Origin of the sequence: Brasilonema octagenarum UFV-OR1, assembly GCF_963888615.1 — a bacterium.
In the GTDB taxonomy this organism is placed as follows: Bacteria; Cyanobacteriota; Cyanobacteriia; order Cyanobacteriales; family Nostocaceae; genus Brasilonema; species Brasilonema sennae.
Window position 1 is genome coordinate 1 of record NZ_CAWPKW010000100.1, and the last position, 647, is coordinate 647.

Annotated in this window: 1 protein-coding gene; it reads left to right on the top strand. The window is 42.5% G+C overall.

The genetic code is table 11. The features are described from left to right. Positions 1 to 19: 19 nt before the first annotated feature. Positions 20 to 647 (top strand): ABC transporter ATP-binding protein (locus AC5590_RS07915; protein ID WP_248277463.1); only part of this gene is annotated, 628 nt, incomplete at its 3' end.

Below are 647 nucleotides of genomic sequence, written 5' to 3' on the forward strand. Positions count from 1 at the left end.
CCAGAGTCATGATAACCAATTGGGATATCCAATATTACAGGATATTTCCTTTGAGGTGTTTGAGGGAGAACGCGTTGCTATTGTTGGACCATCTGGTGCAGGAAAAAGTTATTTATTACGCTTGCTGAACCGTTTAAGTGAACCTACAAGCGGTAAAATTTATCTGGAGAATCAGGAGTATTCCCAAATTCCTGTATTGCAGCTACGCTCCATAGTGACAATGGTATCCCAAGAGCCGAAGCTATTAGGAATGACTGTAAAAGAAGCTTTGGCTTATCCCCTGGTTTTGCGTGGTTTACCCAAACAAACAATTGAGCAACGTGTGAGTCACTGGATAGAACAGTTGCAAATTCCAGATGAATGGTTAAGGCGCACGGAGGTGCAGCTTTCTTTGGGTCAACGACAGCTTGTGGCGATCGCCCGTGGTTTAGTCATTCAACCAAAAATTTTATTGTTAGATGAACCCACCTCTGCCCTAGATGTAAATCAGGCTGACCATCTGGTGGAAATTTTGAGCCAGTTGGCTCAAAATTATCAAACAACGGTTGTTATGATCAATCACCAGCTAGAGGTAGCTTATAAGTTTTGTACGCGGCTTTTATGCTTACAACAAGGTCGCTTACTTGTCAATCAAGAAGCGTCTGAAA